This is a genomic window from Xanthomonas sp. F4 (assembly GCF_011761895.1).
In genome coordinates, this window is sequence record NZ_JAASQX010000008.1 from 151,736 (window position 1) to 174,259 (window position 22,524).

Consider the following 22,524-nt stretch of genomic DNA (forward strand, 5'->3'; position numbering starts at 1 on the left):
CTCCATCATTGAGGGGGCGAGGGCGCGCTGAGCGCGGCTGATCAGGGGGGCGACGGCGTGTCCGGGTCGTATTCGAGAAGGTCGCCGGGCTGGCAGTCCAGCTCCCGACATATCGCTTCCAGTGTCTCGAAGCGCAGTCCTTTGACCTTCCCCGATTTGAACAGCGACAGGTTGGCCTCGGTCGCGCCGATCGCACGCGCCAAATCTTTCGACCGCATCTTCCGCTTCGCAAGCATGACGTCGAGCCGGATGACGATCGGCATCAAAAGAACCCGGCACGGTCGCGTTCGATCTCCGCACCGACGGCGACGACGTTCACGAACGCGAACAGCAGGATGCCAAGGACCGCCGCGTCGAGTTGGCGGAGTTCCAGCTTGATGGCGACCGGGCTCATGTCGGCGGCATAGAGCACGGCATGGGTCATGAGCGGGACGACGGCATAGGCGATGAGCGCCCATGCGATCCGACGCACCAGCGCTTCATTGGCGGCGGTGAAAATCAGGTGTCGGGCATAAAGACGGAACAGACCGATCAGCCCGGACAGGATCACTAAACCCGGAATCAGACGCAACGTCAGCAGCGCAGCCGCCAAGGCGGACTGCCAACCTGCATAGCGTGAGATCGCCACGAAACCGGCCGGCATCGCGCCATCATGCGCCTGCGGCAGGATGAAGGCGAACCCGCCATGCAGCATGCCGGCGTGGTCCCCGACACGGAAAAGCAGCAAGAGCACCTGAAGTGCGGCAGTTGCCGCCATCAGCGCCATCACGGCGCACGCGATGGCGAAGAACACCCTTCCCCGGCGAGCAAGCGCGTCGCCTGCCGCGGGTGTTGCCCCGCCGTCCTCTTTCCCCTGATGCCGCATGATGCTGCCTCCGCGTCGGTGCGCTACGCGGCGATAATTATCTTTTTACGATAATTAATCAAGAGCTAATTTGCAGGGCGTGCAGGTCCGGTCCATGTGCCTACCCGCTGCCCCTGCCGCGGGCCGGTCGGCGCCGGGTGCGACGGCGCGTCGGATCGGGTATGACGAATCAGCCGCGACGCACGCCGTCGATGCGCATCCAGTCGCCGTCCTGCTCGGTGCGCAGCTGGGTGAACCACGGCGCGTAGCGCTGCAGCAGTTCCTGTTCCTGGCCGTGCAGGATGCCGGACAGGGCGATGCGCCCGCCTGGCGCTACGCGCGCGGCCAGGGTCGGTGCCAGCGCGTCCAGCGCCGAGGCGAGGATGTTGGCCACGACCACCGGATAGGTGGCCGCCGGTTCGTCGGCGGGCAGGTACACCGCCAGGCGCTCGCCCACGGCGTTGCGCTCGGCGTTGTCGTGGCTGGCCAGCAGCGCCTGCGGGTCGTTGTCCACGCCCACCGCGGCGGCGGCGCCCAGCTTCAGTGCGGCCAGTGCCAGGATCCCCGAACCGCAGCCGAAATCGAGCACGCGCGCCTGCGCCAGGACGCCGTCGGTGGCCAGCGCGTCCAGCCAGCGCAGGCACAGCGCGGTGGTCGGGTGGGTGCCGGAGCCGAACGCCAGGCCCGGGTCCAGGCGCACCACCGCGGCGTCGGCGCCGCGGGCCTCCTCCGGCAGGTCATGGTTCCACGGCACGATGAAGGTACGCGTGCCGAAGCGCATCGGCTGGAACTGGTCCAGCCAGGCCCGCTCCCAATCCTGGTCGTCGACCTTGCGGAACGTGGCCTGGGTCCAGTCCAGCCCGGGGTCGAACGCTTCCAGCGCGGCCAGCAGCACCAGCGCGTCCTGTTCCTCGGGGAACAGGGCGGTGAGCACCAGCGTGCCCCACAGCGGTGTCTCGCCCACGCCCGGCTCCAGGATCGCGCGTTCGTTGCTGGTGTCGGCGTCGGCATCGAGCAGGGTCACCGCCAGCGCGCCGACATCCTCCAACGCAGTCTCGTAGCGGGGCTGGGTGGCGTCGGTGCAGCGCAGGGTCAGTTCGAGGAACGGCATCGGTCGGTGGGCAATGGGGGGAAGGGCGCATCTTAGACGGGCGGCGGACCTCGCGCTGGATGCGGCCTGTGCTGGCGCGTCGTGCCGTTCGTCCGTGCCGCCGGTCCGCGCGTCCGTGCTGCGGCGCCATTTGGCGCATGCCATGGCCGCGGCCTGGGGTAGACTGCCGGCTCGCAGCACCGGGCGACAGGGGGTCCGGCTGCGCTTCTGCCCGTTGTCCGGCTCTCTCGCGCATGCCCGTCGTGTCCCGTCCAACCTGGCTGTTGCTGGCGCCCGCCGCGCTGTTGCTGGGCGTGGTCGCCTATCGCGCGCTGTCGCTGCCGGCGGCACCAGTGGTGGCCGCGCCGTCGACTGCGGTGGCGTCCGCTGCCGCCCCTGCGCCCGCCGCGCCTGCCACCGCGCCCGTGCCGTCCTCGGCGCCGATGCGCCCGCGTGCAGATGCCGAGGGCGAACGCGGCGCCGATCTCTACCGCGCCGCGCAGCAGCTGTCGATCGCCGCCGCGCACGGCGATCCCGAGGCGTCCTGGCGGCTCAGCCGCATCTACGACTACTGCGCCGGTTACGCGATGGACCCGGTCGGCTACGGGGCCGATACCCGCGCGATCGCCGACGCCCGCCTGCCGACCTCGGCGCAGATGGTGCAGGCGCGTGCCCGCGTCGGCCGCCGTTGCGCCGGGTTCTTGCCCGGCGACGGCCTGACCCGCCAGGCCATCGTCGCCCAGCGGGTGCAGGCCGCGCGCGGCGGCAACCTGGCCGCCGAAGCGGCGCTGCTGGCGCTGGGCCAGCCGTTGCATGCCGGCGCCGAGTACAAGCGCGATCTGGTGGCGCGGGTGCGCGCGTCCGGCGATCCCGATGCTTACGTGGCACTGGCGCCGGCGATGGGCCTGGCCGCCAGCGGCGACGACGGCATGGATGGCGGCGTGGCCGGCACCCAGTTTTCCGAATTGGCCTGGCAGTTGGCCGCCTGCAGGCTGGGATTGGATTGCGGCCCGGACAGCGAGCTGATGACCCGCTATTGCGCCAACGGCGGGATCTGCTCGCGCGACCCCAGCCAGGATTTCAGCAGTTTTGTTTATGACGCCGCGGTTCCGCGGCAAGGCACGGACACGATGAACGACATGGTCAACCGACTGGTGGACACCACGGGAGCAGGCTCATGAATTACCGGCGATGGCTGCATGGCGCCAAATTCTGGTTCTGGGTCCTGGCCTTCGTCGCCTATTCGGCGGCGGCGGCGGGCCTGCTGCTGATCGACACCGCCGAACAGCGCTACCGCGGCCTGTCCAAGGTCGAACTGACCACGGCGCACTCCGCGCCGGACGTGCGCCGCGCCGGCGCCGCGCAGGTGGCGGCGATCTACCGCGCCAACAGCGGCATGCCGTTCTCCACTCTGGCCCCGGGCAGCACCTTCCAGATCGTCTGGCCGGACGGCTCCACCGAGACGGTGATGATCGTCAGCCCGACCTCGAGCCTGGGCGTGGAGCCGGTGACGGGGACGCAGCAGGGGAAATAGCCGGGATTCGGGATTGGGGAGGTCGGGATTCGCAAAAGCGGATCCAGATCCGGATCTTTCAGGTGCGGCTGGGCGCATCTGCGACCCGAAGCCCGGCAAGACCATGGGTCCATCGAAGCCGCGCCCTTTGCGCCTGCCGGCATCGATCCGAAGCCGGCTCTAGCGAATCCCAAATCCCGAATCCCGAATCCCAGCCGTTCCTACAACGCGATCGACTTGTTCTTGCGTTCGGCCAGGCGCTTTTCCAGGTAATGGATGTTCTGGCCGCCGGCCTGGAAGCCCTTGTCGCGCATGATCCGCTGCTGCAGCGGGATGTTGGTCTTGATGCCGTCCACCACCATCTCGCTCAGCGCCACGCGCATGCGCGCGATCGCGGTCTCGCGGTCGGGGCCGTGCACGATCAGCTTACCGATCATCGAGTCGTAGTTCGGCGGCACCTTGTAGCCGCTGTAGATGTGCGTGTCCACGCGCACGCCGGGGCCGCCGGGCGGGTGGAAGCCGGTGATCAGGCCCGGGTTGGGCATGAAGGTTTCCGGGTCCTCGGCGTTGATGCGGCACTCGATCGCATGGCCGCGCAGGACGATGTCCTTCTGCTTGATGCTGAGCTTGTGCCCGGCGGCGATGCGCAACTGCTCGCAGACCAGGTCGATGCCGGTGATGCGCTCGGTGACCGGGTGCTCCACCTGGATGCGCGTGTTCATTTCGATGAAGTAGAAGCGCCCGTTCTCGAACAGGAACTCGAAGGTGCCGGCACCGCGGTAGCCGATGCGGATGCAGGCGTCCACGCAGACCTTGCCGATCTCGTTGCGCAGTTCCTCGGTGATGCCCGGCGCCGGCGCTTCCTCCACCACCTTCTGGTGGCGGCGCTGCATCGAGCAGTCGCGCTCGCCCAGGTGGATGGCGTTGCCCTGGCCGTCGGCCAGCACCTGGATCTCCACGTGGCGCGGGTTCTCCAGGAACTTCTCCATGTACACCTGGTCGTTGCTGAAAGCGGCCTTGGCCTCGGACTTGGTGGTCTCGATGGCGGCCTTCAGCGCGGCCTCCGAATGCACCACGCGCATGCCGCGGCCGCCGCCGCCGCCGGCGGCCTTGATGATCACCGGATAGCCGATCTCGCGGGCGATCTTGGTGTTGGCGACGATGTCCTCGCCCAGCGGGCCGCCCGAGCCGGGCACGCACGGCACGCCGGCGGCCTTCATCGCGCGGATCGCCTCGACCTTGTCGCCCATCAGGCGGATGGTGTCGGCCTTGGGCCCGATGAAGATGAAGCCGGACTGTTCCACGCGCTCGGCGAAGTCGGCGTTCTCCGACAGGAAGCCGTAGCCGGGGTGGATGGCCTGGGCGTCGGTGACCTCGGCCGCGGCGATCAGCGCCGGGATGTTGAGGTAGCTCTCCGACGAGGGCGCCGGGCCGATGCACACCGACTCGTCGGCCATGGCCACGTGCTTGAGGTTGCGGTCCACGGTGGAATGCACCGCGACCGTGCGGATGCCGAGCGTATGGCACGCGCGCAGGATGCGCAGCGCGATTTCGCCGCGATTGGCGATGACGACTTTATCGAGCATGGGATTCGGGATTCGAGATTGGGGATTCGTAAAGGGCGCCGGCATCGCGCAGGTGTCGCGAATCGTCCAGCGTGCGGATCAATGCGTTGAGCCTGGAGAACGTGCGGTTCAAGAGATCATGGGTTGCCGCGTCGGTCGCACAGAATTGCAGCCGTGTCGCGATCTGCAGTTGCGTATCCAACTCGGCCAGCGAACCCCGCGCCATCGACAGATAGCGCAGGTACTCGGCGGTGGAGCGCCGCGCGGCGCCCTCGGCGATGTTGGAGGGAATGCTGATCGCGGCGCGCCGCATCTGGGCTGTCAGTCCGAAGCGCTCGGCATCCGGGAAATCCTGAGTGAGCCGGTAGGTCGCTTCCACCAGCGCCATCGCGTCGCGCCAGACGTCCAGGCGCTCGTGAGGCCGCTGTTGCGAATCCCGAATCACGATTCCCCAATCCCGGCGTCTCAGCCAATCACGAACAACGGCTGGTCGAACTCCACCGGCTGGCCGCTTTCGCCCAGGATCGCGACGATGGTGCCGGAGACGTCGGCTTCGATCGGGTTGAACATCTTCATCGCCTCGATGATCGCCAGGGTCTCGCCGGCCTTGACCGACTGGCCGACGCTGACGAAGGCGGGCTTGTCCGGGGACGGCGAGGTGTAGAAGGTGCCGACCATCGGCGCGCGCAGCACGTGGCCCTCGGGCAGGGCGTTGCCGGGCTTGGCGCTGCCGCCGGTGGAGGCCTCGGTGGGCGAGCTCATCGGCATCGGCGCGGCGGCGGCCGGCGCGGCCACGGGGGCGGCGGCCAGGTACTGCGGCGCGCTGGCGGTCATGCCCTTGGGGGTGCGCGCCAGGCGCACGCTTTCCTCGCCTTCTTTGATCTCGATCTCGGCGAGATTCGATTCTTCCAGCAGGTCGATCAGTTTCTTGATTTTGCGGAGATCCATAACGGCCTCGTGAAGTGACTTTGAAAAAGACCGGGCGCGCGGCCCGGGGACTCAGACGGGGGTGTGCGGTGCCGGTTGGGCGTGGGCGCGGCTCATGCGGCCGCTCCCAGCCGGGTCAGCGCCGCGTCCATCGCGTAGCGGTAGCTGTCGGCACCGAAGCCGCAGACCACGCCGACCGCGTGGTCGCTGAAATAGCTGTGGTGGCGGAACGGCTCGCGGCTGTGCGGGTTGGACAGGTGGATCTCGATGAACGGGATCGCCACCGCCGCCAGCGCGTCGCGCAGCGCCACCGAGGTATGGGTGAAGGCGGCCGGGTTGATCAGGATGAAGGCGGTCCCGTCGCCGCGCGCGGCCTGCACCCGCTCCACCAGCACGTGCTCGGCGTTGGACTGCAGGCTCTCCAGCTGGTGGCCGGCGGCGCTGGCCTGGGCCTGCAGCGCGGCATCGATCTGCGCCAGGGTGGCATGGCCGTACACGCCCGGCTCGCGGGTGCCGAGCAGGTTGAGGTTGGGGCCGTGCAGCAGCAACAGTCGCGCCATCGGGAACAAAGCAGCGGAAAGGGCGGCAGTCTGCGCGAAGCCGGCATTGCTGTCCAGTTCGGCGAAGTTGCGGGTGTTTTAAACAAATGTTTGATTTTGCCGCCGGGCCGCAGTGCGCATGCGGCGGGCCTGATTGGCGTCGGCGGCGCGGGACGGCGCCCGCTGGCGCCTACGTTTATGTCGCATCCTGCGTGCGCCGCGCAAGTGTCGCTGCAGCATGGGACGGCGGCATTTCAGATGTCGCCACGGGAGCGCGGCGACGCTCCTGGAAGTGGTATATACCATTTGAAAATCACTGAAAGACCAATCAGGAGTGGGCGCATGCGAACCGACCGCGCTGGCCGTTGCGGCCTTGGCTGCTCCATCCTGGCGCTTGCGCTGCTGGCCGGGGCGATCGCCACCCCCGCAGTGGCGGCGGCGCCGGCGACGCTGCCGGCGGTGTACCCGGCGCCGACCGCCTTGCGCCTGCTTGGGCCGGAACTGCCGCTTGGGCCGTCGGTGGTGCTGGTGCAGGCCGGAGCGCCCGACCCGGCCACCGACGCGCTGGTGCGCACGGTGCTGCGCGACGCCGGGGTCTCCCGCATTCGCCGCGCCAGCGCGCTGCCGCGCGATCCGCAAGCGGTGTCGGTGGTGCTCGGCACGGTCGACGCGGCGCCGGTGCGCGACGCGCTGGCCGCCATCGACCTGGACGTGCCCGAGCGCGCGGAAGGCTATGCGCTGGGCAGCATGGCCCGCGGCCGCGGCACGCTGATCGTGCTGGCCGGCCGCGACGGCGACGGGCTGTACCACGCGGCGCAGACCTTGCGGCAGCTGGTTGCGCACGGGCGCATCGCCTCGGTGGCGGTGACCGACGCGCCGGCGATGCCGGTGCGCGGCACGATCGAGGGTTTCTACGGCAAGCCGTGGAGCATGGCCGAGCGCGCCGCGCACCTGGCGTTCCTGGCCCGCTTCAAGGCCAACACCTATATCTATAGCCCTAAGGACGACGTGTTCGCGCGCGACCGCTGGCGCGCCCCGTACCCGGCCGCCACGCTGGCGGCGCTGGGCCGGCTGGCCGCGGTCGCCAACCGCGAGCACATCAACTTCGTCTATGCGCTCTCGCCGGGGCCGTCGATCTGCTACAGCGATGCGGCCGACCTGCAGGCGATCCGGCGCAAGTTCGCCGCGCTGCGCGCACGCGGCGTGCGCAGCTTCTACATCGCCTTCGACGACATCGAATACACCAAGTGGAACTGCCCCGGCGACGCCACCGCGTTCGGCGCCGCCAGCGAGCAGGCCGCCGCCACCGCGCAGGCGCAGCTGCTCAACGCGGTGCAGGCGGACATCGCCGCGGCCGGCCACGGCGCGCTGATCATGGTGCCGACCGAGTACTACAACGTCACCGAGTCGCCGTACAAGGCGACGCTGCGGCAGGCGCTGGATCCGCGCGTAGTGGTGCAGTGGACCGGCACCGACGTGGTCCCGGCGTCGATCTCGGTGAGCGATGCGAAGAACGCGACCAAGGCGTTCGGGCGCAAGACGCTGCTGTGGGACAACTATCCGGTCAACGACTTCGCCGAGACCGCCGGGCGCCTGCTGCTGGCGCCGTACGACCGCCGCCAGGCCGGGTTGTCGGCGGAGCTGAGCGGCATCGTCGCCAACCCGATGAACCAGGAGGTGGCCAGCCGGCCGGCGGTGGCCGGGGTGCTGGCCTTCGCCTGGAACGACCGCGGCTACGACGCGCCGCGCACCTGGCGCGCGGCCGCGCGCGACCTGGCCGGCGGGGATGTGCAGGTGGCCGACGCGCTGCTGACCTTCTTCGACACCCAGCACCTGGCGCCGACCTTCGGCCATCTGCCCTGGCAGCCGCAGGCGCCGCGGCTCAAGGCGCTGATCGACGCCACCCGCGATGCGCTGGCCGACGGCGATCCGGCCGCCCGCGCCGCGGCGCTGGCCGCGCTGGGCCAGGCGGCCGACGACCTGGCGGCGGCACCGCAGCGCATCCGTGCCGGTGCCGCCACCGGCGCGTTCGTGGCCGAGGCGGCGCCATGGCTGGACGCGACCGCGCTGTGGGGCCGCGCGCTGCGCCTGAGCGTGGACGGATTGAACCAGGCGCTCGCCGGCGATTCGGCGGCCGCGCAGGCCTTTACCATGGCCGGGCAGCTTGCCGCGCAGGCCGCGGCGATCCCTTCCATCCCCGGCGCCACCCGTTTCGGCGGCCCGGTCAAGGTCGCCGATGGCGTGCTGGACAGCTTCGTCGCCGATGCGCCCGGCCTGGTGGAGCGCCTGCCGGCGCGCTAGCGAGACGGCGGGCCGTGGCGGATCGGCGGGTCCGCGCGCCGGTGGCCCAGACCTGCTCATGGGCATCGCCCATGTGCTGATGCCCGATCGCCATGCCGCGCAGCGCACGCATTAACCGGCGATTTACACCCGTGCGTCGCATCCGGGGCACAAAGGATGCCCCGAGCGGCCAAGGTGCCAGCCATGCGAATTGCGATCATCGGCGCAGGATTCTGCGGCAACGCGCTGGCCGCGGCGCTGGCCAGGCAGGGCACCGCCAGCCACGTCACCCTGGTCGGCATGGCCGACACCTTCGGCCGCGGCGTCGCCTATGGCGCGGCGCGGCCGGAGCACCTGTTGAACGTGCGCGCCAAGGACCTGGGCGTGGATCCGCAGGATCCGGGCGGGTTCGCCGCGGCGCTGCACCTGGACGCCACGCAGGGCATGGCGTTCCTGCCGCGGCTGCAGTACGGCCAGTACCTGGAACAGCACCTGGCCGCCGCGCTGGCGGAGTCGGCGACCGAGGTGGTGCCGCTGGCGCAGGAGGCAGTGGCGCTGGAGCGCGATCCGCAGGGCTTCCGCGTGTTCCTGGCCAACGGCGAGGACTTCGCAAGCGACGTGGTGGTGCTGGCGATCGGCGCGCTGCCGCCGGCGGCGTTGCCGGGCATCGGCCCGCGCCTGGCGGTGCACCGGCGCTACATCGGCTGGCCGTGGCAGGACGGCGTGCTCGACACGGTGCCGCCGCAGGCGCGGCTGTTGCTGGTCGGCACCGGCCTGACCATGGCCGACGTGGCCTTGACCCTGCGCCGGCGCGGCCACCGCGGCGCGATCACCGCCTTGTCGCGGCGCGGCCTGGCGCCGCAGGCGCATCTGCCGCAGCCGGGCGCACCGGTGAGCCTGCCGCCCAGCGTCGTGCAGGCGCTGCGCAGCCACGACCTGCGCGGCCTGGTGCGCAGCCTGCGCCAGCTGACCACGGTGGTGGAGGACTGGCGCTGCGTGGTGGATGCGCTGCGTCCGCACCTGCAGCCGTTCTGGAGCGGCCTGGCGCCGGCGGCGCGCGCGCGTTTCCTGCGCCATTTGCGGCCGTACTGGGAAGTGGCACGGCACCGTCTGGCGCCGGCTGCGGCCACCGCGTTGGCGCAGATGCAGCAGCAGGGACAGTTGCGGATCCGCGCCGGGCGCCTGCTGCGTGCGCGCCTGGGCGACGATGCCGTGGAGGCGGTGATCCGCGACCGCGCCGACCGCGGCGCGCGCACCGAGCAGTTCGACGTGCTGATCCGCGCCACCGGGCTGGATACCGACGTCGCCCGCACCAGCCATCCGCTGGTCGCGGCGATGCGCGAGGCCGGCCTGCTGCAGGCCGATCCGTTGGGCCTGGGGTTGGCGGTCGATCCGCGGCTGCGGGTGCGCGACGCCGGCGGCCAGCCGGTCGCCGGCCTGTACTGCCTGGGCCCGCTGCTGCGCGGCGGCCTGTGGGAGATCACCGCGGTGCCGGAGCTGCGTACCGCCGCGCAGCGCCTGGCCGAGGAGCTGGCGGCGCTGGCGCAGGCACGGACTGGCGATGAGGGTGCTAGCGATGCGCGGCAGCGGCAGGTGTTGTAGCGGGCTGATCCAGTGCGGCGTGGAGGTGGTGTGGGCGTCGACCGCCACGCAGCCGCGACGCGTGAAGTGGGGTGCTTTCCGATGGCGCCATGCCATGCGTCGGGTCTGAAGTCCCTCCCACAGCGCATTCGGCGGGTTCGCCGCAAGCCTCTGTGGGAGCGACTTCGATCGCGACGGGCGTGACCTGGCATCGCGTCGCGACTGCAGGGCAGCCTCCGCATACTTCTGAAAGGCGCGTGTAGGAGCGGCCTAGCCGCGACGAGGCGTTATCGGGAATGCTTCGTCGCGACTGAAGGACACCTTTGATGACTACGCGAGCCCTCCTGTAGGAGCGGCTTCAGCCGCGACGGGCTTTCCCGGGAAGGCCCGTCGCGGCTGAAGCCGCTCCTACGAAGGTGGCACGACATGTTCGTTTGAGTCGCGGCAACGTGAGTTATTAGAGGTGCCCTGAAGTCGCTCCCACAAGAGCGCGCACCGGCGGGTGCGGCCATCGGCTAACGCGAGGGCTGCGCGCCACCGCCCGCCCAGCCCTCGACTTCGCCCGGCGCGAACGGGCCGAGCTTCTGCTTGACGATGCGGCCGTCGGCGTCGATCAGCACGCTGTACGGCAGCAGGCCCTGGGTGTCGCCCAGGCGCACGCTGGCGTCGGCCGGGCCCGGGGTCTCCAGGGCGATCGGGTAGCCGATCGGCACTCGCTGCAGGAAGTCGCGCACGTCCTCGGCGCGGTCCAGGGCGATGCCGAGCACCTGCAGGCCGTCGGCCGGCTGCGCGCGGGCCAGCCGGTCCAGTTCCGGCATTTCGCGCACGCAGGGCTCGCACCAGCTCGCCCACACGTTGACCAGCAGCGGCCGGCCGCGGAACTGCGCCAGGCTCAGCTGGCCGCCGTCGAGCGTGGGCAGGCGCAGCGCCGGGGCGGGGTCGCCCGGGCGCGCTGCGGCAACCGGGGCCGCCGCAGCATGGCCGCTGGCCGTGGCGGAGGACACCGAGGCCGGGGCCACAGCCGGCGTCCGCCGTTCCCACCAGTGCGCCGCCGCCACGCCGAGCACCGCCGCCACCGCGGCGACCGCCAGCAGGCGTGCGGTGCCGGGTGTCATCGCGCCGCGCGCAGCAGGGCGTCCTCGACCACCGCCTGGCTCAGCACCGGCGGCAACACGGTCGGCGGCGCGCCGGGCCCGTAGACCACGTACAGCGGCACGCCCACCGCCTTGTGCTCGGCGAGGAAGGCGCTGATGCGCGGATCCTCGTTGGTCCAGTCGCCCTTCATGTACACCGCGTCCACCCGCTTGATGGTGTCGCGGAACGCATCGCTGTCGAACACGTTGCGCTCGTTGGCCTTGCAGGTGACGCACCAGTCGGCGGTCATGTTGACGAACACCACGCGGTTGTCGGTGCGCAGGCGGTCGAGCATCTGCGGCGAATAGGCCACGGTGTTGCGCTCGACGCTGGCGCCGGGCGGCGGCAGCCGGGTCACGCTCCACGCCGGCACCAGCGCGGCCAGCAGCAGCACGGCGGCCAGGCGCATGCCGGTCTTGTGGTCGCGCCAGCGCGCGCGCTCGAACCACCACAGGCCCAGCGCCAGCAGGGTGGCGCCGACCAGCAGCAGCGCCACCGCGTCCACGCCGCGCTGCTTGCCCAGCACCCACAGCAGCCAGATCGCGCTCAGGTACATCGGGAACGCGAGCACCTGCTTGAGCGTCTCCATCCAGGCGCCGGGCCTGGGCAGGCGCTTGGCCAGCGACGGCACGAAGCCGATCAGCAGGAACGGCAGCGCCAGGCCCAGGCCCAGGGTCAGGAACACCAGCATCGCCATCGCCGGCGGTGCGGTCAGCGCATAGCCCAGGGCCGGGCCCATGAACGGGCCGATGCAGGCGCTGGAGACCACGCAGGCCAGCACGCCGGTGAAGAAGTCGCCGACCGGGCCGCTGCGCGTGGACAGCGACTGGCCGACGCCGCCGAGGTTGGCGCTGAGGGTGAACACGCCCGACAGGCTCAGCCCGACCACGAACATCAGGTACACCAGCACCGCGACGAAGCCCGGGCGCTGCAGCTGGAAGCCCCACAGCAGGCGCGCGGCCACGGCGATGCCGCCGACCACGGCGAAGGAGACGAGCACGCCCAGCGTGTACCACAGCGCATGGCTGCGGGCACGGCCGCGGCTCTCGCCGCTCTGTGCCAGGCCCAGCACCTTCAGCGACAGGATCGGCAGCACGCACGGCAGCAGGTTCAGCAGCAGACCGCCGCCGAGCGCCAGCAACAGGATCCACCGCAGGTTCTGCGTGGCCGGCGGCGGTGCGGCGCTGCGCGCGGCGTTGTGCGCCGAGGCGTCCGGCGTCGCCGGCAGGGCGTTGGCGGCCGTGGCGGCGGCCGCGTCGTTGGCGTCGGCCTGGCGGCTGTCCAGCGGCGTCACCAGCAGCGGGCTGACCTCGGCCTGGTCGGCGGGCGTGACGCTGCCCTTGGGCAGCGCCAGCTTCACCCGCCGGGTCATCGGCGGGTAGCAGATGCCGTCGGTCTGGCAGCCCTGGAAGGTCGCCACCAGGGTCGCGGCGGTGGCGTCGGCGCGCTGGCGCTGCAGCGGCACGGTGACCTCGGTCTGGTCGAAGTACACCACCACGTTGCCGAAGTGCTCGTCCTGGTGCGAGCTGCCCTGCGGCCAGCGCGGCATACCGGTACGGATGCCGGGCGCGCCTTCCAGCGCCAGCGCGGTGCGGTCGCGATACAGGTAATAGCCGGGTGCCGGGGTGAAGCGCAGCAGCAGCGTATTGCCATCGCCGACGATGGCTTCGAAGTGGAAAGCCTGGTCCGAGGGCAGCGGCAGGCCCTGCACCGCGCCGGCGCCGGCGCCGGCGCCGGCGCCGAACAGCGGCTTGGCGCCAGTGCTCGCGCCCAGGCCATTGCCCGGCAGCCCGCCCATCGCGGCCGGCGGCGCCGGCGTGGGATCGGCAGCGGCGGTGGCGGAGGCGGCGGCCGGCAGGGTCACCTCGAGCAGGCGTTTCTGCGGCGGGTAGCACACGCCGGCATCGGCGCAACCCTGGTAGCGCACCTCCAGCTGCACGCGGTCGGTGCCGGGGTCGGCGATGCCGCTCTGCACCGCGTTCAACGCGTCGCGGTAGGTCTCCACCTCGCCGAAGTACGGGTCGGTCTTCTTGTGGCCGGCCGGCAGCTGCAGGGTCGGGTTGGGCTTGAAGCCGCCGATCACCTTGACCGCGATGCGGTGCCGGTACAGGTAGTAGCCCTTGGCGATGTCCCAATGCAGCGCGATGCGGCCGCGCTCGGGCGCCTGCGCGCTGAGCGCGAAGGCCTGGTCCACCGGCAGCAAGTCCTTTTCGCTGATCGCCAGGGCGGGGAAGGCGGCCACGGCCAGCAGGCACAGGGCGGCGAGGCGGTGCAGCAGGGTCATCGGCTTACGGTTCCTCACGGGTTTCGGCATGCACCCATTGCAGGTAGGCCGGCAGGCCGCCGGCGACCTCGAGTTCGACCAGTTCGGGGACCTCGTAGGGGTGCAACGCGCACAGCCGCTGCCGCAACGCGGGCAGCCGGTCGGCGGCGGTCTTGATCAGCAGCAGCACTTCCTCGCCTTGCTCCACCTCGCCTTGCCAGCGGTAGGTGGACTGCACGCCGGGCAGGCGGCTGACACAGGCGGCCAGGCGTTCGTCGACCAGCGCCTGGGCGATCCGCGCGGCGCTGGCCGGATCGGGGCAGGTGCTGAGCAGCAAGCGGAGGGCGGGCGCGGACATGCGGCCGACAGTATAGGGATGCCGGCCCCCCTTTGGCGGCGCCCGGCCGTGGCCGGCCGCCGCGAATCCCCAATCCCGATTCCCCAATCCTCGCCCGCTGCAGCCGCAGCGGGCGAGGCAACACGGCTCAGTTGAGCAACTGGCAGCTGGCCGGCTTGGCCGAGGTGAACAGCGACGAGGTCGCCCACTCCGGGTGGTCGATGAACGGATTGCGGTTGCCCTGGAAGCTGTAGATCACCTCGTTGCGGGCGCGTTCGGCGTCGTCCGGCGGATCCTGCTGGCTCCACGCGATCAGGGTCGACAGCAGGCCCATGTAGGCCGGCGAGGACGAGGTCTTGACGATCTTGCTGCGGTCGTCGGTCAGCTCCAGGTCCGGCTCGGACTGCCCGGTCTTGGCATCGGTCCCACCTTCATAGCGGATCGCCATGTACATCACCGCACGTGCCATGTCGCCCTTGCGGTGGTCCCACACCTCGAAGGTGCCGCTGTTGCCGTCCGGGGTGCGCACCCAGTTGGAATTGCCCGGGTAGCGGCCGCTGCCGCCGCCGAAGCCGGCGTTGGCCTCGGTGGCGCGCTCGCCGCAGTTGCTGTCGCACTTGGCGTAGGGCTTGTTGCCGCGGTCGGCGTTCCAGGTGGCGTCGGTCAGGTACAGCATGTGGGTGTCGGTGTACGGCGCGTAGGGCAGGCCCTTGTCGCCGGTGGAGGTGCCGAAGCCCAGCGAGTTCGGCCAGCTGTGCTCGCGGTTGTACTTCAGGCCGCTGCCGCTGCCGGCGCGGTCGGTGCCCTTGGCGTAGCTGCGGTTGCGGTAGGCGTCGAGCACGCGCTGGCTGTTGTTCGGATCCTCGTCGGCGATCTCCAGGATGGCCCAGGTGTCGGTGCCGGAGTTGCTGCTGTACGGATAGGCGGTGTGGCCCTTGATCGTCTCGTGCAGCGAGCAGCGCAGCTGGCTGGGGCTGGAGGTGTTGACCCGCGAATAGTAGGTGCCGGCACCGCTGCCACCGCCGCCGGAACCGTTGGCGACGTTGAACGCGACGCTGCGGTCCTGCGCCGGATGCGCGCCGTCGGCATCGCTCACGCGTGCGGCGACGATGCTCAGGGTGCAGCTCTCGCCGGCCTTCAGCGCGGTGTTGGTGGACAGCGCGAACTGGGTGCCGCTGCCGGGGTAGGTCAGCGCCACGCTGCCGGACTGCTGGCAGCTCAGGCCGAACGCGCCGCTGGCCAGGCTCACCGCTTCGCTGAAGGTCACCGCCAGGTCGCCAGCGGCGGGGAAGTCGGTGGCGCCCTGGGTCGGGGTGGTGGCGGTCACCGTCGGCGCGGCGTTGCTGCCGCCGCCGCCGGCGAAGGTCTGGCCGTTGTTGCAGGCGCCGAAGGTGCCGGTGGCGCTGTCGGTCCAGCTGAAGTCGGCTGCGGCGCTGCCGTTGCCGCGCAGTTGCAGCGAGGTGCCGGCCGGGGTGCTGTTGCTCTCGCTGACCGGCAGGTTCTGGCTGGTCATGCCCGCGGCGGGGCCGCCGCCGCCGGTGATGCTGCCTTCGTAGCTGAGGAACTGCACCACCTTGCCGTTGCCGTCGACCAGCGCCAGGCCGTCGTTGGGCCCGTTCTGGATGCCGTTGCTGGCATAGCCGACGGTGGCGATACGCACCTGCCCGCCGCAGCTGACCAGGTTGCCGGCCGGCACCGCGCTGTTGGCGTAGACGGTGGCCGAGCCGGGGTTGCTGCCGTTGTACAGGTAGACGCGGTAGCCGCTCAGGCTCTCCCCGGCGGTGGCGACGATCTCCACGCCTTCGCCGGTGTCGCCGGCGGCGGTGGCATCGTCGTAATGCAATTCATTGATGAATACGGCGGCCTGGGCCGGCCCGGCAAGGGCGAGCAAGCAGGCCAGCGGCAGCGCAACGGCGGATGGCTTCATCGACAACTCCTTTTGGTGACGGATCCCCCCCTGGGTCCGCGGCCAGCCTAGCCTGCCTCTGTGACAATGTGACGGGCTTCGGTCACTGCTTGGCACCGAATGCACGTTGCCGGCAAAAATTTTTTGCCTCCAGCCCTTGAAAGGGCCTGCCACGGCACTACATCAGGCGCATCCCGGCGTTACCGGGTTTTTTCGCGAGCGTTGCTAGCAGTCGTCATGGGCGAGTGCTAATATCGCCGGCCTTTCCTAGACCAATCAATCACTTAAGAGGTCTCACTCAATGAGCATCAAGCCGCTTCACGACCGCGTCGTAGTCAAGCCGATCGAAGCCGACGAAATCTCCGCCGGCGGCATCGTGATCCCGGATTCGGCCAAGGAAAAGTCCACCAAGGGCGAAGTCGTGGCCGTCGGCGCCGGCAAGCCGCTGGACAACGGCAGCGTGCGCGCCCCGGCGCTCAAGGTCGGCGACAAGGTCATCTACGGCCAGTACGCCGGTTCCAGCTACAAGGCCGAAGGCGTCGAGTACAAGGTGCTGCGCGAAGACGACGTTCTGGCGATCGTGGGCTGAAGCCCCCGATCGCGGGATTCGGGAGTCGAGATTCGGGATTGGCAAGGCGCTCGGCGCCGCGCGACCCAGGATCTCAGACACGAATCCCCGCTCTAGCGAATCCCTAATCCCCAATCACGAATCCCGGAGCAACACACATGGCTGCCAAAGATATCCGTTTCGGTGAAGACGCTCGTTCGCGCATGGTGCGCGGCGTCAACATCCTCGCTAATGCCGTCAAGGCCACCCTGGGCCCGAAGGGCCGCAACGTCGTGCTCGAGAAGAGCTTCGGCGCCCCGACCATCACCAAGGACGGCGTCTCCGTCGCCAAGGAAATCGAACTGGCCGACAAGTTCGAGAACATGGGCGCGCAGATGGTGAAGGAAGTCGCGTCCAAGACCTCCGACAACGCCGGCGACGGCACCACCACCGCCACCGTGCTGGCGCAGGCGCTGATCCGCGAAGGTTCCAAGGCGGTCGCCGCCGGCATGAACCCGATGGACCTCAAGCGCGGCATCGACAAGGCCGTCGTGGCCGCCGTGGCCGAGCTGAAGAAGATCAGCAAGCCCACCGCCGACGACAAGGCCATCGCCCAGGTCGGCACCATCTCGGCCAACTCCGACGAGTCGATCGGCAACATCATCGCCGACGCGATGAAGAAGGTCGGCAAGGAAGGCGTGATCACGGTCGAGGAAGGTTCGGGCCTGGACAACGAGCTGGACGTGGTCGAGGGCATGCAGTTCGACCGCGGCTACCTGTCGCCGTACTTCATCAACAACCAGCAGAGCCAGCAGGCCGACCTGGACGACCCGTTCATCCTGCTGCACGACAAGAAGATCTCCAACGTGCGTGACCTGCTGCCGGTGCTGGAAGGCGTGGCCAAGGCCGGCAAGCCGCTGCTGATCGTCGCCGAGGAAGTGGAAGGCGAGGCGCTGGCGACCCTGGTGGTCAACACCATCCGCGGCATCGTCAAGGTCGTGGCGGTCAAGGCCCCGGGCTTCGGCGACCGTCGCAAGGCGATGCTGGAAGACATGGCCGTGCTGACCGGCGGCACCGTGATCTCCGAGGAAGTGGGCCTGGCGCTGGAGAAGGCGACCATCAAGGACCTGGGCCGCGCCAAGAAGGTGCAGGTCTCCAAGGAGAACACCACCATCATCGACGGCGCCGGCGACACCACGGCGATCGAGTCGCGCATCAAGCAGATCAAGGCGCAGATCGAGGAGACCTCCTCGGACTACGACCGCGAGAAGCTGCAGGAGCGCGTGGCCAAGCTGGCCGGCGGCGTGGCGGTGATCAAGGTCGGTGCCTCGACCGAGATCGAGATGAAGGAAAAGAAGGCGCGCGTCGAAGACGCCCTGCACGCGACCCGTGCGGCGGTGGAAGAAGGCGTGGTCCCGGGCGGCGGCGTGGCCCTGGTGCGCGCGCTGACCGCGATCGGCGAGCTGAAGGGCGCCAATGAAGATCAGACCCACGGCATCCAGATCGCGCTGCGCGCGATGGAAGCGCCGCTGCGCGAGATCGTCACCAACGCCGGCGAAGAGCCGTCCGTGATCCTCAACAAGGTCAAGGAAGGCACCGGCAACTTCGGCTACAACGCTGCCAACGGCGAGTTCGGCGACATGGTCGAGTTCGGCATCCTGGATCCGACCAAGGTGACCCGTTCGGCGCTGCAGAACGCCGCTTCGATCGCCGGCCTGATGATCACCACCGAAGCGATGGTGGCCGAGGCCCCGAAGAAGGAAGAGCCGGCCGCCCCGGGCGGCATGGGTGGCGGCATGGGCGGCATGGGCGGCATGGATTTCTGATCCAGCCGGCTTCGGCCGACCTGTTCCACGCAGTCGAAAGGAGCCCCGCAGCGATGCGGGGCTCTTTTTTTGTGGGTCGTCATGGCGGCATGCCGATGCGCGCGTCCGCGCGTTCGTGCGCCCTGGTCAACGACGCGGTGCATCCGCTGGCCGTGCCGCGGCAGAACCTGCTTGGCGAGCGTCTGTAGAGCACTTTGGCAGAGGCGGGAAGCAGTGTTGTAGGAGCGGCTTCAGCCGACGGGCATTACCGGTAACGCCGCGTCGCGGCTGAAGCCGCTCCTGCGAGGACAGCGGCGTGTCCGCCAGCCGCAGCAAAAAGTGCGTCATTGGAAGAAGCTGCCTGCAGCTGCGCTCGTGCGATCTCCCCGACCGAGGCGCGGCACAGGCGTGCCAGGCGACAGTGCCGGATGTGAGAGATGAGATGCGAGCGTCGCGCCATGCACCCCAGGCAATGCGACACGCTGCGCGCCGGACCCTCACCCCAACCCCTCTCCCGTCGGGAGAGGGGCACGCGATCGCGATGCGGGAGCAGCACGTCGTCGCTCACCGGCGTCTCGGCCAGTGCTGCTGCTGTGACCGCCTACGATGGCGATACGGCGAGAATCGACGCGCTGCGCGGCGAATCGCGCACAACGTGCAATCGTCTACATGCGCAGGGTGGCCGCGTGTTGACAGGGTTTTCGGCGGCATGCAGGTTAGAACGCACGGGCGCCCAGGGGGATCTGCACGCCCGCATGTTCGTCTTCTTCTGTGCGCCGCGGCCGGCGCAAAGTGGCGCGTGCCTGCGGCATGCGTGGCATGGCCGTGGGCGCGGCGCAGCGAAGAGGGCACCCGCACGTCGTGCGTGCACGGCGCTGCTCCCATCCGCTGCCGGGGACATTGCATGCCACTTCGCCCATTCACCACCCTCGCGTTCGGCATCGTGCTGGCGCTGCACGGCGCGCCTGATGCTCGCGCGCAAAGCGAGGCCACCGACACCGCCTCTTCCAAGGCCGCCGCCACCGACCTGGGCCAGGTCGTGGTCACCGGCTCGCGGATCAAGCGCTCGGACGTGGAGGGCGCCGAACCGGTGCTGACGATCAGCGCGCAGCAGATCCAGCAGGAAGGTTTCCTCACCGTCTACGACGTGCTCAGCACGCTCAACCAGCAGGGCAGCGTCGAGGCCGACACCAAGTACGGCTCGCACACGCCCAACGCCTCGCCGGTGAGCCTGCGCGACCTCGGTCCCGGGCGCACCCTGCTGCTGGTCAACGGCCACCGCGTCGCCGACTACCCGCAGCCCTACGCCGGCGAAAGCAACTTCGCCAACTACGCCAACATCCCCTCCGCGGCGGTGGAGCGCATCGAGATCCTCACCGGCGGCGCCTCGGCGATCTACGGCTCGGATGCGGTCGCCGGCGTCATCAACGTGATCCTCAAGCAGGGCTACGAAGGCAACCAGGTGCGCCTGCGCGGCGGCACCGCCACCGCCGGCGGACGCGATGTGGTCGACCTGTCCTGGGTCGGCGGGCATAGCGGCGACAAGTGGAACCTGACCTACGCGCTGCAGTGGACCCGGCGCGACCCGCTCTCGGTCGGCGAGCGACCGAAGATGGACGACCAGGACGACGAGTCCTACAGCAACTGGACCGCGCAGGCGCGCAAGTACGGCTTCAATCCTTCCACCGGGCTGAGCCTGGTCGATGCCGGCGACAACACGCGCCTGGCGCCGCCCGCCGGCACCTGCGCGCGCTTCGGCGGCCAGTTCATCGACGCGCAGCGGCTGAGTTACGACTACAACAGCGACACCGTGCGCAACCTCGGCGGCTACTGCGGCATGGCCCACGACTACGCCGACTGGCTGGCCGCCAGCGGCGGCGACAGCGGCTCGGCCTATCTGTACGGCACGTTCGATTTCGACAACGGCGTGCAAGCCTGGAGCACGCTGTCCACGACCAAGAGCCTCGGCTACTGGACCTACGACCCGCCCTACGTCTACCTCGGCCCGTTCCACGACACCGGCAGCGACCGCGACCTGTATGCGATCCGCCAGCTGACCCGCTTCGAATCCGGCGGCTGGAAGAACCTGGCCAACACCACCAAGGAACTGTCCTGGGACCTGAGCGCCGGCCTCAAGGGCCGCCTCGCCGACCGCTTCGACTGGGAAGTCGCGATCGGTCGCGCGCGCTACACCGTCGACGAGTACGTGCGCACCGTGGACACGCAGAAGGCCACCGCCTACTTCCTCGGCCCGCAACTGGGCAGCACCGCCAGCGGCATCCCGCTCTACGATCTGAACGAAGCGCGCTGGTACCAGCCGCTGACCGGCGCGCAGTACGACGACCTGGCGGTGAAGGCGCACAACCGCGCCGATTCCTGGGTCAACCAGGCCAGCGCCAACATCACCGGCGAACTGCTGCAGGGCTGGGCCGGGCCGATCAAGTTCGCCGCGGTTGGCGAAGTGGCCAAGCAGGGCTACCGGCTGGCGCCCGACCCCTGTGCCAACACGTGTTATCCGCTGGACGTGGTCGACTACGGCGGCGGCGAGCGCCTGCGCTACTCCGGCGGCATCGAGTTCGACGTGCCGCTGCTGTCCTCGGTCAACGCCAGCCTCGCCGCGCGCCACGACCGCTACGGCGACTACCGCGCCTACGGCAGCGACCTGGGTGCGGCGATCGGCACGCAGCGCGACACCACCTGGAGCGCCGGCCTGGAATGGCGGCCGCTGAGCACGCTGCTGCTGCGCGGCAGCGTCGCCACCAGTTTCCGCGCCCCGGACATGCACTACGTGCTCGGCGAACCCAGTTCGACCCAGCAGACCGTGATCGACCAGTACCGCTGCATCCAGAAGGGCTACTACCTCACCGGTGGCTGCAGCGCCGAGAACAGCGACGTGTTCTACCTGATGCAGGTCAACCGCCGCGGCACCCCCGACTTGGAATCGGAGCACGGCCGCTCGCTCACCGCCGGCTTCGTCTGGGACATCGCCGAGGGTCTGTCGCTGACCGCGGACTACTACCGGATCCGCCTGCAGGACATGATCAAGGACCTCAACCGCGACGAGGTGCTCAGCGCCGAAGCCGGCTGCCGCACCGGCCTGACCACCGCCGGTGGCGTGTGGGTCAATCCCGGCGGCGCCGAATACTGCGCGCGCATCCTTTCGCGCGTGTCGCGCGACGCCGCCGGCCGTGTCACCGGCATCGAGCAAGGGCCGATCAACATCGCGCAGATGCACGTGTCCGGCGTCGACGCCTCGCTGAAGTACCGCCTCAACACCGCGCGCTGGGGCAACTTCAGTTTCGCCCTGGATTACAACAATCTGATCGGCTACCACGAGCAGACCTACCGCACCGACGACGACAAGAACCTGCGCGACCAGAAGATCCGCAGCAAGCTGCGCGGCAGCGTGCACTGGGAGAACGGCGGTCCGCTGGACCTGACCGTCTACGTCAAGCGCTTCGGCTCCACCCAGGCGGTGAACTGGAGCACCTGCACCCGCTTCGACGACGGCTACCAGCCCAGCCCTTCCGACGCCTGTCGCGTCACCGACAGCGGCAACCGCCATTTCGGCGAGAGCACCAGCCGCTACTTCGGCCGCGTCGGCCCGGCGCTGTACTGGAACCTCACCGCCGGCTACCGTATCGCCCCGAAGATGAAGATCAATCTGTACGTCAACAACGTGCTCAACACCGTCGGCTACGACAACAAGGAACGCTACTACGGCTACCAGTTCTACAACACCACCCTGTACGACGCGATCGGGCGCGAGGTGGCGGCGGAGTATGTGTTGGATTTCTGAAAAGCCGGGATTGGGGATTGGGGATTCGGGATGGGGCTTGGTCAGCGTTGAAGCCGATCCGATGCATGCGCAACATGCGGCAAGGAAAGCGCGCTACTAGCCCCTCTCCCATCGGGAGAGGGGTCGGGGTGAGGGTCCGGAGCGCGCAGCGCCGCGCAAGAACCCAGAGGCGTGCGCTTGTGGAGATGGATCGCTTGCTGCCGCACCCTCATCCGCCCCTGCGGGGCACCTTCTCCCGGTGGGAGAAGGGAAGCGCGTTAGCCCCTCTCCCATCGGGAGAGGGGTCGGGGTGAGGGGCCGGAGCGCGCAGCGCCGCGCAAGAACCCAGAGGCGTGCGCTTGTGGAGATGGATCGCTTGCTGCCGCACCCTCATCCGCCCCTGCGGGGCACCTTC

Annotated in this window: 18 protein-coding genes; 7 read left to right on the forward strand and 11 right to left on the reverse strand. The window is 69.7% G+C overall.

The genetic code is table 11. The annotated features are described in order from the left end of the window. Positions 1–41: 41 nt before the first annotated feature. From FHR66_RS19870 to prmA, 3 genes are all read right to left on the reverse strand, one after another. Positions 42–263, reverse strand: a complete 222-nt coding sequence (locus FHR66_RS19870) for a helix-turn-helix domain-containing protein (RefSeq protein ID WP_160966497.1) — start codon at positions 261–263, stop codon at positions 42–44. Further along, the gene (locus tag FHR66_RS19875; protein ID WP_160966499.1) at positions 263–865 is read right to left on the reverse strand and encodes a hypothetical protein; all 603 of its coding nucleotides are present in this window, start codon (positions 863–865) and stop codon (positions 263–265) included. Before FHR66_RS19875 ends, FHR66_RS19870 begins: the two co-directional genes overlap by 1 nt. A 169-nt stretch (positions 866–1,034) precedes the next feature. Further along, a complete protein-coding gene (prmA, locus tag FHR66_RS19880; protein WP_160966501.1) occupies positions 1,035–1,955 on the reverse strand; it encodes a 50S ribosomal protein L11 methyltransferase in 921 nt (306 codons plus the stop codon). A gap of 233 nt (positions 1,956–2,188) precedes the next feature. Between prmA and FHR66_RS19885 the strand changes: the two genes are divergently transcribed. Further along, a complete protein-coding gene (locus tag FHR66_RS19885; RefSeq protein WP_160966503.1) occupies positions 2,189–3,115 on the forward strand; it encodes a hypothetical protein in 927 nt (308 codons plus the stop codon). Next, entirely contained in the window at positions 3,112–3,468 is a 357-nt protein-coding gene (locus FHR66_RS19890) for a hypothetical protein (RefSeq protein WP_160966505.1), read from the forward strand. Before FHR66_RS19885 ends, FHR66_RS19890 begins: the two co-directional genes overlap by 4 nt. 200 nt (positions 3,469–3,668) lie before the next feature. Here the strand turns inward: FHR66_RS19890 and accC are convergent, their stop codons facing one another. The 4 genes from accC to aroQ form a co-directional block, all read right to left on the reverse strand. Beyond that, positions 3,669–5,033, reverse strand: a complete 1,365-nt coding sequence (gene accC, locus FHR66_RS19895) for an acetyl-CoA carboxylase biotin carboxylase subunit (RefSeq protein WP_048489337.1) — start codon at positions 5,031–5,033, stop codon at positions 3,669–3,671. Continuing rightward, positions 5,023–5,400, reverse strand: a complete 378-nt coding sequence (locus tag FHR66_RS19900) for a four helix bundle protein (protein WP_202394629.1) — start codon at positions 5,398–5,400, stop codon at positions 5,023–5,025. The genes accC and FHR66_RS19900 overlap by 11 nt, the downstream gene beginning before the upstream one ends. 77 nt (positions 5,401–5,477) lie before the next feature. Beyond that, entirely contained in the window at positions 5,478–5,960 is a 483-nt protein-coding gene (gene accB / locus FHR66_RS19905) for an acetyl-CoA carboxylase biotin carboxyl carrier protein (protein WP_160966509.1), read from the reverse strand. A gap of 92 nt (positions 5,961–6,052) precedes the next feature. Continuing rightward, on the reverse strand, positions 6,053–6,499 hold the full coding sequence (aroQ, locus tag FHR66_RS19910; RefSeq protein ID WP_160966511.1) for a type II 3-dehydroquinate dehydratase: 447 nt from the start codon (positions 6,497–6,499) through the stop codon (positions 6,053–6,055). Positions 6,500–6,820: 321 nt separating this feature from the next. Between aroQ and FHR66_RS19915 the strand changes: the two genes are divergently transcribed. Together FHR66_RS19915 and FHR66_RS19920 are read left to right on the forward strand one after the other, a co-directional pair. Continuing rightward, positions 6,821–8,779 (forward strand): beta-N-acetylhexosaminidase family protein, encoded by a 1,959-nt coding sequence (locus tag FHR66_RS19915; RefSeq protein WP_160966513.1) that lies wholly within the window; start codon positions 6,821–6,823, stop codon positions 8,777–8,779. Positions 8,780–8,962: 183 nt separating this feature from the next. Further along, positions 8,963–10,360 (forward strand): FAD/NAD(P)-binding protein, encoded by a 1,398-nt coding sequence (locus FHR66_RS19920; RefSeq protein ID WP_160966515.1) that lies wholly within the window; start codon positions 8,963–8,965, stop codon positions 10,358–10,360. A gap of 494 nt (positions 10,361–10,854) precedes the next feature. Here the strand turns inward: FHR66_RS19920 and FHR66_RS19925 are convergent, their stop codons facing one another. The 4 genes from FHR66_RS19925 to FHR66_RS19940 all read right to left on the reverse strand — a co-directional run bounded on the left by FHR66_RS19925 (position 10,855) and on the right by FHR66_RS19940 (position 16,000). Beyond that, positions 10,855–11,454 (reverse strand): TlpA disulfide reductase family protein, encoded by a 600-nt coding sequence (locus FHR66_RS19925; RefSeq protein ID WP_167088055.1) that lies wholly within the window; start codon positions 11,452–11,454, stop codon positions 10,855–10,857. Then, complete coding sequence (locus FHR66_RS19930) at positions 11,451–13,757, reverse strand: protein-disulfide reductase DsbD family protein (RefSeq protein WP_160966519.1); 2,307 nt, start codon at positions 13,755–13,757, stop codon at positions 11,451–11,453. The genes FHR66_RS19925 and FHR66_RS19930 overlap by 4 nt, the downstream gene beginning before the upstream one ends. A gap of 4 nt (positions 13,758–13,761) precedes the next feature. Continuing rightward, on the reverse strand, positions 13,762–14,094 hold the full coding sequence (cutA, locus tag FHR66_RS19935; RefSeq protein WP_160966521.1) for a divalent-cation tolerance protein CutA: 333 nt from the start codon (positions 14,092–14,094) through the stop codon (positions 13,762–13,764). Positions 14,095–14,221: 127 nt separating this feature from the next. Further along, complete coding sequence (locus FHR66_RS19940) at positions 14,222–16,000, reverse strand: endonuclease (RefSeq protein WP_160966523.1); 1,779 nt, start codon at positions 15,998–16,000, stop codon at positions 14,222–14,224. Between the two features lie 280 nt (positions 16,001–16,280). Here FHR66_RS19940 and FHR66_RS19945 point away from each other — a divergent pair, with 280 nt between their 5' ends. The 3 genes from FHR66_RS19945 (at position 16,281) to FHR66_RS19955 (ending at position 22,130) form a co-directional block, all read left to right on the forward strand. Continuing rightward, on the forward strand, positions 16,281–16,568 hold the full coding sequence (locus FHR66_RS19945; RefSeq protein WP_010340979.1) for a co-chaperone GroES: 288 nt from the start codon (positions 16,281–16,283) through the stop codon (positions 16,566–16,568). A 137-nt stretch (positions 16,569–16,705) separates the two neighbouring features. Beyond that, positions 16,706–18,352 carry a chaperonin GroEL gene (gene groL, locus FHR66_RS19950; protein WP_160966525.1) on the forward strand — a complete coding sequence of 549 codons (1,647 nt, stop codon included), beginning with the start codon at positions 16,706–16,708 and terminating at the stop codon, positions 18,350–18,352. 862 nt (positions 18,353–19,214) lie between these two features. Next, entirely contained in the window at positions 19,215–22,130 is a 2,916-nt protein-coding gene (locus tag FHR66_RS19955) for a TonB-dependent receptor plug domain-containing protein (RefSeq protein ID WP_456361783.1), read from the forward strand. Positions 22,131–22,524 lie beyond the last annotated feature (394 nt).